Origin of the sequence: Paenibacillus mucilaginosus 3016, assembly GCF_000250655.1 — a bacterium.
Lineage (GTDB): Bacteria > Bacillota > Bacilli > Paenibacillales > NBRC-103111 > Paenibacillus_G > Paenibacillus_G mucilaginosus.
The window spans coordinates 7,467,633-7,479,267 of record NC_016935.1 but is presented as its reverse complement, the minus strand read 5'-3'; the positions used below and the strand labels follow the sequence as shown (position 1 = coordinate 7,479,267).

Sequence of the window (11,635 nt, the reverse complement as noted above, 5' to 3'; positions counted from 1 at the left end):
CTTTGAAGCGCAAAGATTCCTTGCATGGGGGCTGCGGCCATACGAAAAAAGCGCCGCTGGAATTTCCAGGGCGCTCATTCGTATGAAGGGGCGGTTGGAGCGGGGAGCGGGATTGCTGGGGCGGACCGCATGGGCCGCCAGCAACATGGCAGTGTCTGCAGCAGCTTTACTGCGGGTTGCGGGGGATTGGCTAGGAGCGTTCGGGCAGCAGAAGGCCGCTTCTTAGACGGGGACTTCTTTGACGGAAGGTTCCGTGAGTTTGTATCCGACGTTGCGAATCGTTACAATATATTCGGGGTTGCGTGCGTTGGTTTCGATCTTGTCCCGCAGGTGCGAGATATGCACATCGACGATCCGGGTATCGCCGAGGAAGTGGTAGTCCCACACTCCGTGCAGCAGCTGCTGCCGGCTGAGGACCTTGCCGCGGTGCTTACAGAGGAAGAGCAGAAGGTCGAATTCCTTCGGCGTCAGGTCGATGTTCTGGCCTTTTACTTTGACTTCGCGCTGGTCCGGTTGGACCACAATCTGGCCTATGGTTAAGGGTGTATTCTCGGAGGAAGAAGGCAGGGTCTGGATGCGCCGGATAATGGCCTGAATACGGGAGATCAGTTCCTGGGGGCTGAACGGCTTCGTCATATAGTCATCGGCCCCGTTGTCGAGTCCCGCGATTTTGTCGGAGAGATCCTGCATGGCTGTCAGCATGATGATGGGAACGAGGTTGTTCTGACTTCTCAGCTTGCGGCACACTTGAATGCCGTCCATCTTCGGCAGCATCAGATCCAGGACAATCAGGTCCGGGCGGAAATGTTGAATGGCGCCAAATACGGCCTCGCCGTCATACACACAGTGAACCTCATATCCGACAAGCTTGAGATTAAACTCTATAAGCATCGAGATGGAAGGTTCATCGTCAACGACAAGAATTTTCTTCTTCATCATTCCGAATAATCTCCTTTGTAAACGCTGGGATGCTCCTATTATCTCAACGCACTATCATCTTCGTATTAAGAAAAGGTAAAACCTGTGTTAAAATTGCAAAATTAGAGAGGAAAGGCGACATGGCTTTTCATATTGTATTGGTGGAACCCGAAATACCGGCAAATACCGGCAACATCTCCCGCACATGCGCGGCCACGGGAACTTGGCTGCATCTTGTCAGACCGCTCGGCTTCGATACGGACGACAGGACGCTGAAGCGCGCGGGGCTCGATTATTGGCACAGCGTCAAGCTGGAATATCATGATTCGTTCCAGGAAGTGAAGGATCAATACCCGGACGCCCGCTTTTTCTTCGCGACAACCAAAGCGCAGAAGCTGTACACGGATGTCGAATTCCGCGACGGCGACTTCCTGGTCTTCGGCAAGGAAACGAAGGGACTCCCTCCGGACATTCTGGAAGCGCACCCGGAACAGCTCATCCGGATGCCGATGACCGAGGCCGTGCGGTCGCTGAATCTATCGAATTCCGCGGCGATTGTGCTCTTCGAAGGACTGAGACAGACCGGCTTCCAGGGGCTGCGTTAGCGCTTCGGACTCATGCACATCTCCAGGTGACCGGGCTGTATACAGGAGAAACTGACGTTCTTAGCGAAATCTGACCTGATTGGGAAGGAATTTAGACAGGTGCGTCGAATCCTATGAAGGGAACCTAAGGCAATGTGTGAAAAGTGAGGTGAATTGATGATGAAACCGGCAGGTGTAGTACGAAAGGTCGATCAACTGGGAAGAATCGTGCTTCCCAAGTCGCTGCGCAAAAGATATCAAATGAACGAAGGAGATCCTGTCGAGATTTTGGTAAGCGGGGATCATATTATCCTGGAGCGGTACCGGCCGCGCTGTGTATTCTGCGGCTCCATGGATCAAGTCAGCGACTTCAAGGAACGTCATATATGTGCCGAATGTTTGGGTGAGATGCATCTCCTCAAGACCAGCGAATAAGCATCCTGCCTGAACCGGCATGTCTGCACGAGAAGCACCCCGGTATTCCTTTCGACCCTAGGCGGTCAGGAATCCGGGGTGTTTTTTTGGAAAATCGCAGAAAGTATTACTCGAAATGCGTATTGTCCTTAAAGGACGGCGAGTCGTTTATCCGGAGGGCTTGCGGGATGTTCACTCCGGCAGCCGCTTCAGAGCCGCATCGCGCTTGCGGGTCCACTTCCTCAGCTCACGCTGCATGCCTCTGCGCTGGTAGAGGGTGATCAGCCGGTCATAGAACGGCAGCTCATCCGACGGGCAGTAGAGCAGGGCGCTCTGGAGAAAGGGAGCGGCTTCAAGCTCCTGCTTGTCCTGCAGGCAGTAATCCGCGGCCCATAAGCAGAGCTGCTCCCAACCGTGCTCGACCTGTTCCCGAAGAGACAGGGAGAAGGGATCGTAGCTGCCGGGAATGATCTTGCCTTTGAGGCGTTCGAGCAGGTTGCGGCACAGGGCATACTTGTCTTCGGGCTCGTGCGTATCGTGGGCCCGCTGCAGGTCCGTCAGATAATCCTCCAGGTCGCACTGGATACGTCCGTTCAAGCGGATAAGATCCCGTTCCACGTGAAGGACCGGGTCTTTGCCTGCCGGCATTTCGAGGAGCTTGGCAAAATGGCTGAGATATACCCTGAGATTGCGCATAGCCTTGGAGTGTTCGACTTCGGGGAACAACCGCTCGCATAATTCTTCCCGTCCCGCGGCAGGGTGAAAAATCAGATAGATCAGCAGGCTCTTGGCATGGCGCGTATTCCAGCTCTCTTCAACGAGCTTCCCGTTTAACCTCACTTCGAAGGTGCCAAGGCAGCGCACCTGAAGCAGCGGCTTGGACATCTGCGGAGCAGCATCCTGCCGGATGACCAGCCTCAGGAGCCGCTGTACCTCACGCTGAGCGGCCGGGCGGACAGACAGCTCCCCCTTGGGCCGGCGCATGAAATATTCAATCCAGTCAGCGGTGTAGATCGGCTGGTCCACGAACAGCAGGGAGGCGGCTCCGGGGACGACCAGGAAGAGCGAGGTATCCCATAAGGCATGCATGATGCCGGCGGCCGAAGGCGTGCAAAGTTCATCGTACTCACCGCTCAGGAGCAGGACCGGCTTGCCGGGTGGGTCCCAGCAGGGGCCGTCCGGGTTCAGAATCTGGCGGATCCAGCGGGCGTACCCGGAGGCGCCGCAGCGCACGAAGGCCTGCGTGATGCGCCTCCGTACGGCACTTTCGGTATGTTTGACCGTGAGCTTGCGGGCCATCCGTTCACCGAGAGCCGGCATGCCGGACGTTTCGGCGAGGGCCAGACGACCCTCGTACTCTTCTTCGGCGGCAGATAAGGGAAAGGCAGGGGGCGGCGAGATCAGAATGAGCCGGTCGACGACCGAAGGCTTCAGCTGAGCGAAGCGGGCGGCGAGCAAGGCTCCGAATTCATGGCCGATGAAAGCGGCCTGCCGGATGCCGAGGCGGTCGAGCAGCCGCTGCAGGTCAAGCAGATGATCGTCGGGCGTGAACGTATCAGGCGCATCCTGGCTTCTGCCGTGCCCTCGCAGATCGTACAGGAGCAGCGAGCAGCGGGCCTGGAGAAGCGGAACGACTGAGAACCAGAAGGAGCTGTTTAGCCCCGCCCCGTGGATCATAACCAGGGTCGGCGCTGAGGGAGAGGCACACGGCAGCCATTCGTAATGAATATCGGATGAGAACGAGGTGCGATGGAGCATACAGGGTAAGTCCTCCGACATGGATGATGTATGGTTTTAGGGTGAATGAACTAGGTCAAAAGTCATTATATCAAATGATAAGGAGATTTTTAAGAAGCGTTCCGAAAAAATCGTAGATTCGAGATCGTACTGTAACGTTATTGTAACGGAAGGTATGCTAAAATGAATCCATTCACTGAGGAGTTCTTTTTCAAGAACCACTGCCGGCCTTCTGGAGAGAAAGACAGGCATTGAGAAGGAAAAGTTGCAGGATGCAAAGATAAAGATAGCGATAGAGAAAAAGTTAGAGAAAAAGATTGTGATAGAGATATAGATAGAGATAAAGATAAAGATAAAGGATAAGAGACAAGATAGGGATTCATGGGAGAAGAGACGGGAGGAACCATAATGTTGACACAAGAAGCAGGGAAAGTCAGGCTGGAGATCCGAGAGGTGCTGTCACAGCTTGGGCTCAGCATGGAACGCTGGGAAGCCCTGCAAGCCCAGGCGGAGACTCAGGAGAAGCCGGAACGGCTGAAGGATCAGCTGGCCTAAAAGGGACTCGCAGTTCTTACGGCAGGCAGGGTAGGAAAGGATGCTGGAGGCGGGCTGCCCGCTTGGAGAGGCAGATAGGGCTGGCTGGCAGCAGCCGGCGGAGCCTCAAGCAGGCAGAGAGAGTGGCGACACAGTGAGTCTCCGATTCCTCTGATCCGCGGCCCCGGTGCATAACCGCTGTCCTTGAAGGGCGCAGAGAGGATGGCGGACTCAGGCAATGTGCTCCGGTTCCGCTGACCCGCCGCCCCGGCGTATCATCGGCTGCCTTGAGCCGCCCACTGTGAGCGGGCAGGGGCTGGATTCGGCCGCATGGCCCGCTGGCCGATAAGCATGCAAAATAGGCTGGAACATAACGGCATGAGCGAAAGATTCGGATTCTTCGCTCATGCCGTTACGGTTCCAGCCTATTCGTTGTGTCTGCCTCCGGCATTCGTGGCAGGCTGCCCGTTTACAGACCCTTCGTCTTATCGTCGTTATAAGCAGCTGTAAGCATCGCAACGATGAACAGCAGGAACACAACGATCATTATCCAAAATGTAGCTGACATGCGGCAGCACCTCCGCCCTATATTATAACCAACGGGGTTTCAAAAGAAAACATATAAATCTGTGAACAAATCATTGAAAGAATAAGAAGTGGGTGGCCAGCGGCCGCAGGCGGCCGTCCGACGGGCGGTTGATGATCTGCCCGTCAAAGATCAGCGACGAGGAGCCGCCGCCGTCCAGGTTATACGCATCCTGGATGCCCAGGGCAAGCAGTTTGTCCTGGAGCTCGGGAAGCGTCGCCCCCGAATGGCCTTTCTCATCCTGACCGTCGGTTACGATGAAGAGCAGCTGGTCGTTCTTGAAGCTGCCCACAAGCGTTCTCGGAGCCCGGGCCGGGGAAGTCAGCCACTGGGTGGGAATCGGCTGCTTCACACCGCCCTGCAGGAGCACCGGAACGAAGGTGGCCCCGAATTCGGGCTGGAGCTTGTCCAGATCCTCCTGCCTGGAGAACTTGCCGCCGATGAGCTTCCGGTCTTTGCTGAGGCCGATGAAAGCCAGCTCCTCGAACGTCGGCTCGAAGCCGTAGACATATTTGCCGCCGAGCATGGTGGTGCTGAGCGGGTAGCGCCGTCCGGACTTCGGGTCGTCGGCGAATCCGCCGGCGTTGACCCCGGCGACCGCTCCATAGCGCTTCACCGCTTCGAGGGTGGTCTCGCTGCCGCCGACCCGGTCTTGGCCGAGAACCATCTTCATTCCCTGGTCCGATCCCAGCGCGACCTTCAATGCGTAGCCGCTGTACCCTTGTTCCTGGAAGGTGTACAGCTTGAGGTCCACGTTCGGCGAGGTCACGGCGCGGGAGGGCCCCGTACCCAGCCTGGCGGCGAACCGGGAATCGAAGAGGGCCGCAGGCCGCTTCGCCGCCGTCTCGGCCGTGTTCACCATAGAAGCGGCCGAGGCCGAACTCTGTGCGTACAGCTCGAAGTACTTCTGCACGGTGGTGCGGGTCAGGGCGGCGTCCACCCGGCTGCGGTCCAGCGCGGTGAGGGCGGTCTGCAGCTCCTGCTGAAGGCCGGCCGCCGGGGGAGCCGGAAGTGCGCGTTCCGGCAGCGTGACGGGAAGGGCCGAGAGCAGGAGGAACACCATCCCGCCGAGGAACGGCGCCAGGGCAAGCATCATCATCCGGTTAATGGCTTGGATCGGATTCATGGTGCAGATTTCACTTCCTTCACTTACTGCAGCGCATCCAGCTGTTTCTGCAGGGCCTCCAGCTTCTTCTGAAGCTCGGAGAGCTGGGTGTACAGCTGGTTGCTGTTATCGGTTTTGGAGCTCGCACTGTCCTTGGTGAAGGCCAGAAGCTCGTTGACGGAATCAATCTTCTCCTGCAGCTTCGCGATGTCGCCGCCGAGGGATTCCCTCAGGCCCGCGATTTGGCTTTCGTATTGCTGCTGCACCTGTATCAATCTCGCATCCGTCTGTGCAGCGATGTCCGCTGCGATCTGCCGGCGGAGATGATCCGTATAGAGCTTGGCAACGAAGGCGCCTCCGCCCACCAGCAGAAGCCAGAAGAGCAGCAGCACGAGGTACGTTCTGCGTTTACGCCTCTGTCCCGGTACGCCGGCACGGACCGCGTTCGGCCGTCCTGCCGGCTCCATGGGGGTATTCATGACGGGTTCACCTTCCTGTATTCGTTCGGAGAACTGCCCACCATCTTCTTGAACACTTTGCTGAAGTATTTCTCATCCTCATACCCGACCATCTCGGCCACCTGGGAGACGCGCAGGTGGGGATTGAGAAGCAGCAGCTTCGCTTTGTCGATGCGGATGCCGCTGACATAATCGGAGAGGTTCACGCCGAATTCCTGTTTGAACTTGCGGGAGATGTACTCGCGGCTCAGGAAGAAATGGCTGGCGATCTCCTGCAGGGTGATATCCTGATGATAATGACTCTGAATGTACTTCGAGATCTCGAAAATCACGTTGCTGTCCTGGTGCTGCTGGGTGAGCAGCTGACGGGAGAGCTCAATGAGGTCTGCGGTGAGCTGCTGCTCCCACTGGTCCAGGGACAAGGCACCGTGCTCGTCCAGCGGGACGATGAACGGCGACCGCTCCCCGCTTCCGCCTCCGGACTGGGGGGAGGTTTCCTCGAGCTGCTCGACATCGATGGAAGGCAGCTCACGGACCGCGGCGATCCACTCGCCCACGACGCGCCGGATCTGGTCCGCACTGCCGCTGCGGACCGCCAGCTGCACGGACTCGGCATAGGCCGAGAAGGCCAGCAGCTTGTGGGCCGGCGCTCCCTGCGGGCTGTACACATGGACGCCCTTCGTCCGCGAGAGCAGATTGCGGGCGCGCAGGGACCGGCGGGCTTCCTCGTACGCCGCGGGCAGTCCCTTCGGAAAATCCTGGACGAGGGACAGGCCGATATCGAGGGTGCTCTGCAGCACGACAAGCAGGCTCTGCTGAATCTTGTGGAGCAGTTCTTCCGCCGTCTCGAGCCGGTCGTACAGCAGGATCAGCACTTCGTTGTCGCTGTTCCAGTACCGGTACGCAATGCCGGCACGGCTGCCTTCCTTGAGCACTTCGTTAGCTATATTCGTTAAGGAGAAGTAGAGCAGATCCGTGTTCTTATCGAACTTGCGGCGCAGGACGGAGCTCATCGTATCGAGGCTCAGGATGGCGACCCGGCATGAGCTGACACCGGTCGAGAGACCGAATTCCTGCTGGAGGGCCAGCGAGCAGGCCTCGTAGCCGGAAGGCTCGGCGGTCAGGCCGGAGAGCATCTTCTCCCAATACACCGGCTTGAACTGGTTGCGTTCGATATTGCGCTCGGTCTGCAGCAGCCGCTCGGCTTCCTCCCGCTTCCAGGCCGTAACGGCCTTGTCCACGGCCTTATAGAGCTGCTGGGCGTCGATCGGCTTCAGGATATAATCAATGCCGCCCGATTTGACGGTATGGCGGACGAACTCGAAGTCGTCATGACCGCTGATCACGATCGTCTTGCCCTCCGGGTAATGCAGCTGGAGCCAGTCAAGCAGCTCCGTGCCGCTGCGAAGCGGCATCATCATGTCGGTGAAGATCAATTGGGGCCTATGCTCGGCGATCAGATCGGCCGCATCCAGTCCGTCCTGGGCCTCCAGGATCCGGGTAATGCCGAATTCTTCCCACGGCACCAGCAGCTTGATGGCTTCCCTTACATGTTTCTCGTCATCTACGATGATGGCAATCACAGTGTGCTTCCTCCTAGCGGTGTGGACGGAAAGCGGAGGGTGATCCGCAGTCCGGTAGGTTCGCGGTGCTCCAGGAAGAGGACCGCGGTATGGTTAAAATGAAGCTCGAGCCGGTTCTTGACGTTCTTCAGCCCGATGCTCTCGCCAAGATGGCCGGGGTCGGCCGCTTCGGCGGCTGGATCGCTCTGCGCCAGGCGGAGCGACAGCTCCTGCAGCGCTTCGTCGCTCATGCCGCGGCCGTTGTCTTCCACGGTGAGCTCCACCGATCCGTCGGCAAGCAGACGGGAGGAGATGATGAGCTCCCCCGGGTTCTCCCGCGGATCGAAGCCGTGCTTGAAATAATTCTCGATGAGCGGCTGCAGGGTCATCTTCGGCAGCACGCAGTCCACTGTCGCTTCATCTATATGATAACCGACCGTCAGTTCGTTCTCAAAGCGCTGCTGCTGAAGCTCGAGGTACGCCTTGGCATGCTCGACTTCCTTGCGGAGCGGCACGAGGCTCTCGCTGGTGTTCATGCTGTACCGCATCATTTTGGCCAGGGTGGAGATCAGGTGATATACCTTCGGCGCCTGGTGCTGCAGTGCGAGCGTACCGATCGACTGCAGCGAGTTGTACAGGAAGTGCGGGTTAATCTGGGCCTGCAGCGCCTTCAGCTGGTTCGTCTTGTTGGCGAGCCCCAGCTTGTACTCCCGGGTGATCAGGTCGTTGATCGTATCCATCATCAGGCGGAAGCGCCGGGCGAGGATGCCGATCTCGTCCTTGGTCCGCACCTGGATGTCCACATCAAGCTGCCCGGTCTGGATGATGTTAATGTAGCCGATGAGCTCCTTGATCGGACGGGTGAAGCGGACCGAGATCCACAGCGTCAGGCCGGCCACCACGAACAGCAGAATGCCGAGAATCAGGAACTGAATCTGCGTCAACTCTCTCGCTCCGCGGTAAAGTTGTTCATAAGGAACTTTTTTGACGAGATACCAATTCATGTAAGGGGTTTCGATCTTCTCATACAGGTGAATGCTGCTCTTGTCCTCCATCGTCCCGTGGGTATCCGAAGCCTGGAGCATCTGCTCCACCCAGGGGTCCTGCAGCTTCCAGCCGAATTTCACACCGGGAACGCTGGAGTAGATCAGCCGTCCCTCGCTGTCGAGGAGGTAAGCCTCCTCCTGGTCGTTCAGCAGCTGGTGCAGAAGCCCGGACAAGGTATCAAGGGGGAAGTCCACCGAGAGGCTTCCAATATGCTCCATGGATGGAACCCGGTAGATCGCCCGGTGAATAGTCAGAACTTCCCGGGGGGTAAAGTAAGCTAAAAGCGATAAACCGTAATCATGGCTGGTATGCGTCGTTTCCACAACAGCTTCGTAGGATCCGGGTTTGATCAGCGGATTCAGCGGCATCGTCACTTCCGGACTCGGCCGGATCACCGTGTTGTTGGTGAGCAGGAATGACCGGTCCTCCCCCGGATTGCGCTCCAGAATGTTCATATATACCTGGAACACTTCCCGGTTGACGGCGATGGTCCGGATGAGATTCTTGATCTCCGCCTCGCTCTGATAGCCCCGGAACCCGAGGTCCATCAGGCGGATGAAGGACGGATTCTTATAGACGCTGAAGCTCAGGTCGATAAGCTGGTTCATATAATTGACTATATTGATCCGGCTCTGTCCCAGCAGGTTGGTGTTCTCCTGGATCGCTTTTTCCTTGACGGACTGCTTCGTATAAGCATTCGTTACGATCATGGACGTCACGATGGGAGCAATGGTTGCAATCAGCAGGACCACGATTAACTTGAAGCGAAGCGAATTTCGGCCCACATCGGTCTCCTTTCCATACGTCTCCCGCACGATAGGTCAATATATTACACCTAACGGTTCATCATTCTCTGTGTTGGGAGAGGGGCTGCATTTTGTATACTCTGTACTATAGACAAAAAGCAAAGTAAAAAAAAGTGCGAATTTCAAAGGAGGAACATACGATGAATCGACGAAAATCGGCAGACTGGCTCGAACAGCTCGTGTTTGTCGGCCCAGCTTTCATCTGCTTCGCGTTGATTGTGATCGTGCCTTTTTTCCTCGGGATGTACTACTCGTTCACCGATTGGAATGGGGTTTCTGGTAAAGTCACATGGAGCGGTCTCGCCAACTTCAAGCAAATTTTGTTCAATGATCCGGATTTCCTCAAATCCTTCTGGTTCACCGTACGGTTCTCCGTGGCGGCCGTCATCATATCGAACGTATTGGCTTTCACTGTGGCGCTGATTCTCACGCGTCCGCTGAAGCTGCGCAATACGCTGCGTACCGTTTTCTTCCTGCCGAACGTCATCGGCGGCCTGCTGCTCGGCTTCATCTGGCAGTTCATCTTCGTGAAGGGCTTCCCGGCGATCGGGCAGCTCACGAACATTCCCTTCTTCAACCTGCCTTGGCTCGGGGATGAAGTGACGGCCTTCTGGGGCATTGTCATCGTCTTCGCCTGGCAGACAGCCGGTTACTTCATGGTCATCTACATTGCGGCACTGATGAACGTGCCGAAGGATATCATGGAAGCCGCACAGCTTGACGGGGCGAAGCCTTGGCAGCTGCTCTACCAGATCATCGTGCCGCTGATCATGCCGGCCGTGACGGTGTGTCTGTTCCTCGCGATCTCGAACGCCTTCAAGATGTTCGACCTGAACCTGTCGCTGACCAAGGGCGGTCCGTTCAAGTCAACGGAATCCGTCGCACTCAATATCTACACGGAAGCGTTCCAGAATAACCGGTTCGGTCTCGGTACGGCCAAAGCGTTCCTGTTCTTCATTGTCGTAGCGGTGATCACCACCATCCAAGTACGCATCACGAAAAGCAAGGAGGTTGAAGTGTAATGGAAACACCACGCTATACCATCCGTACATTCAGCCTTGAGATTATCGCCATCCTGCTCGGTCTGCTGTTCCTGGTTTCGTTCTACTTCGTTATCGTCAACTCGTTCAAAACTTTCGCGGACCTGCTGACGGACCCGACTTCGCTGCCGACCTCCCTGATGTGGGATAACTTCGTGCGGGCCTGGAAGATCCTCAAGTTCCCGACGGTACTGACGAACTCGCTCATTATTACGGTGATTGCGAACCTCGCCATCGCCTTCCTGAGTGCCATGGCGGCTTACCGGATGGTCCGCCATCCGAACAAGCTGAACAACTTCCTGTTCCTGATCTTCGTCGCGGCGATGGTCATCCCGTTCCAGTCGATTATGATTCCGCTGGTGCGTGTAGCGAAGACGGCCGGCCTGTTTGACAGCATCTTCGGTCTCGTAGTCTGCTACATCGGCTTCGGTGCACCGCTCTCGATCTTCATGTTCCACGGGTTCATCAAGTCGATCCCGATGGAGATTGAAGAATCCGCTGTTGTGGACGGCACAAGCACATACGGCACGTTCTTCCGCATCGTGCTTCCGCTGCTCAAGCCGATCGGCGTAACGGTCATTCTCCTCAATTCCTTGTGGATCTGGAATGACTTCCTGCTGCCGTTCCTGATTCTCCAGGATCCGACGCTGAAGACGATTCCGCTGGCGACCAATACCTTCTTCGGGCAGTACACGAAGCAGTGGGACCTGGCGCTCGCCGCTCTGGTACTCGGCATCATCCCGATCGTGATCTTCTTCCTTGCGATGCAGCGTCATATCATCGAGGGCATCACGGCCGGCTCGGTCAAGGGGTAAGCAACCAAGAAGCATCTGCGCAAAAACCG

Annotated in this window: 11 protein-coding genes; 5 read left to right on the top strand and 6 right to left on the bottom strand. The window is 57.0% G+C overall.

Annotated features, from left to right (window positions below; translation table 11 throughout):
• Positions 1 to 222: 222 nt before the first annotated feature.
• Positions 223 to 939 (bottom strand): response regulator transcription factor, encoded by a 717-nt coding sequence (locus PM3016_RS30955; RefSeq protein ID WP_013920367.1) that lies wholly within the window; start codon positions 937 to 939, stop codon positions 223 to 225.
• Positions 940 to 1,058: 119 nt separating this feature from the next.
• On the opposite strand from PM3016_RS30955, the gene trmL reads away from it, so the two are divergent.
• Both trmL and PM3016_RS37690 read left to right on the top strand, forming a co-directional pair.
• On the top strand, positions 1,059 to 1,523 hold the full coding sequence (gene trmL / locus PM3016_RS30950) for a tRNA (uridine(34)/cytosine(34)/5-carboxymethylaminomethyluridine(34)-2'-O)-methyltransferase TrmL (RefSeq protein WP_013920366.1): 465 nt from the start codon (positions 1,059 to 1,061) through the stop codon (positions 1,521 to 1,523).
• 159 nt (positions 1,524 to 1,682) lie between these two features.
• The gene (locus PM3016_RS37690) at positions 1,683 to 1,937 is read left to right on the top strand and encodes an AbrB/MazE/SpoVT family DNA-binding domain-containing protein (protein ID WP_187296798.1); all 255 of its coding nucleotides are present in this window, start codon (positions 1,683 to 1,685) and stop codon (positions 1,935 to 1,937) included.
• A gap of 171 nt (positions 1,938 to 2,108) precedes the next feature.
• On the opposite strand, the gene PM3016_RS30940 is transcribed toward PM3016_RS37690, so the two are convergent.
• Complete coding sequence (locus PM3016_RS30940; RefSeq protein ID WP_013920364.1) at positions 2,109 to 3,674, bottom strand: alpha/beta hydrolase; 1,566 nt, start codon at positions 3,672 to 3,674, stop codon at positions 2,109 to 2,111.
• 387 nt (positions 3,675 to 4,061) lie between these two features.
• Here PM3016_RS30940 and PM3016_RS38960 point away from each other — a divergent pair, with 387 nt between their 5' ends.
• Positions 4,062 to 4,208 carry a hypothetical protein gene (locus tag PM3016_RS38960; RefSeq protein ID WP_013920363.1) on the top strand — a complete coding sequence of 49 codons (147 nt, stop codon included), beginning with the start codon at positions 4,062 to 4,064 and terminating at the stop codon, positions 4,206 to 4,208.
• A 617-nt stretch (positions 4,209 to 4,825) separates the two neighbouring features.
• On the opposite strand, the gene PM3016_RS30935 is transcribed toward PM3016_RS38960, so the two are convergent.
• The 4 genes from PM3016_RS30935 to PM3016_RS30920 are packed head-to-tail and all read right to left on the bottom strand — an operon-like array spanning position 4,826 to position 9,730.
• A complete protein-coding gene (locus tag PM3016_RS30935) occupies positions 4,826 to 5,899 on the bottom strand; it encodes a phosphodiester glycosidase family protein (RefSeq protein ID WP_014372122.1) in 1,074 nt (357 codons plus the stop codon).
• A 23-nt stretch (positions 5,900 to 5,922) separates the two neighbouring features.
• The gene (locus PM3016_RS30930) at positions 5,923 to 6,357 is read right to left on the bottom strand and encodes an ABC transporter C-terminal domain-containing protein (protein WP_014372121.1); all 435 of its coding nucleotides are present in this window, start codon (positions 6,355 to 6,357) and stop codon (positions 5,923 to 5,925) included.
• Positions 6,354 to 7,919: a response regulator gene (locus tag PM3016_RS30925; protein ID WP_014372120.1), complete on the bottom strand. Its 1,566-nt coding sequence runs from the start codon at positions 7,917 to 7,919 to the stop codon at positions 6,354 to 6,356. The genes PM3016_RS30930 and PM3016_RS30925 overlap by 4 nt, the downstream gene beginning before the upstream one ends.
• Positions 7,916 to 9,730, bottom strand: a complete 1,815-nt coding sequence (locus tag PM3016_RS30920) for a cache domain-containing sensor histidine kinase (RefSeq protein ID WP_013920359.1) — start codon at positions 9,728 to 9,730, stop codon at positions 7,916 to 7,918. The genes PM3016_RS30925 and PM3016_RS30920 overlap by 4 nt, the downstream gene beginning before the upstream one ends.
• A 161-nt stretch (positions 9,731 to 9,891) precedes the next feature.
• Here PM3016_RS30920 and PM3016_RS30915 point away from each other — a divergent pair, with 161 nt between their 5' ends.
• Together PM3016_RS30915 and PM3016_RS30910 are read left to right on the top strand one after the other, a co-directional pair.
• On the top strand, positions 9,892 to 10,773 hold the full coding sequence (locus PM3016_RS30915; RefSeq protein WP_013920358.1) for a carbohydrate ABC transporter permease: 882 nt from the start codon (positions 9,892 to 9,894) through the stop codon (positions 10,771 to 10,773).
• Positions 10,773 to 11,606: a carbohydrate ABC transporter permease gene (locus PM3016_RS30910; protein ID WP_014372119.1), complete on the top strand. Its 834-nt coding sequence runs from the start codon at positions 10,773 to 10,775 to the stop codon at positions 11,604 to 11,606. Before PM3016_RS30915 ends, PM3016_RS30910 begins: the two co-directional genes overlap by 1 nt.
• Positions 11,607 to 11,635: the final 29 nt, after the last annotated feature.